The organism is Arcobacter sp. (assembly GCF_050300555.1).
GTDB lineage: Bacteria > Campylobacterota > Campylobacteria > Campylobacterales > Arcobacteraceae > Arcobacter.
The window spans coordinates 1-973 of record NZ_JBNKXY010000050.1 but is presented as its reverse complement, the minus strand read 5'-3'; the positions used below and the strand labels follow the sequence as shown (position 1 = coordinate 973).

Annotated in this window: 1 protein-coding gene; it reads right to left on the bottom strand. The window is 45.0% G+C overall.

Annotated features, from left to right (window positions below; translation table 11 throughout):
• Positions 1-446: 446 nt before the first annotated feature.
• Positions 447-973 (bottom strand): hypothetical protein (locus ACQY5W_RS13010; protein ID WP_428025401.1); only part of this gene is annotated, 527 nt, incomplete at its 5' end.

Genomic DNA, 973 nt, shown 5'->3' with positions numbered 1-973 from the left:
AAGTGACAAATACCATGGCAACGGTGACACTTAATGTTCGATGTGCGCCCGGTAGGAACGGTGGATGAAGAAGGCTTTGCTGCTCCTGCACCTTGCAAAACAGAGGCCTTACTCGGGTCCATAGCGTGAGGCATTGTTTTAGAAGGTGTTGATGACGTGGAAGGAGGTCGTGAAGCCGAATTCGTCATCGAGGAATGAGCTCCTGAAGGCGTAGCACTCCTGGATGGGGCCGTAGATGTTGAATGAGGCGTGAAGGAGGTCTTTGTTTTTGTCGGTTGGCGACCCTGCAATTCTTTTTTGACCAACATAGCAAGCTAGAACAAACGATTGACAATATTGTATTCCTTATAGTAAACAATGCCCTGAATTTTAGTATGTAACCCGGAAGAAAAATGACAAATTTTATCCTTCGTTTCCTCATGAACACCAGCACGAATCATACCCTTTTACAATTCAGCATAATAGTCCTGGACAGACATATCTCCCTTGTCAAAGCATTGCATTTTTTTGCATAAGTCACGTTGATAGGCAGGTGGCACAAATCTCTCACGCATAGCAGTTTTTAACATATCCCATGTATTAGGATGTAAATGAAGGCTAGACAATTCATTCCACCAGATAATAGCAAAATCCTTAGACTCACTAGTGGCTTGTCTAACATGATATTGTTCAGGAACAAGATGGGACCTAAATTTTTGTTCCACAATCATCTCCCTATCTAAATAAGCTTCAGCGTCATACAAACCATAAAAGGGAGGAATCATAAACTTAACTTTTGCGAAAGGATCATCATTACTGTGAGCGTGTTGTTGGTTTGGACCATGAATGAGGGTGGCCTCCCATACCTTGCCAATTTGGTCAGCATGGAGGGCGTGGAAGCTCTTGGTGCACCCGTTGGTCATCACGGTGCTGCCGTCGTGGAGGTGGGCGTGGTGGAGGGTTGAAGGGCTCCTCATCATCCACCTCTTCCATC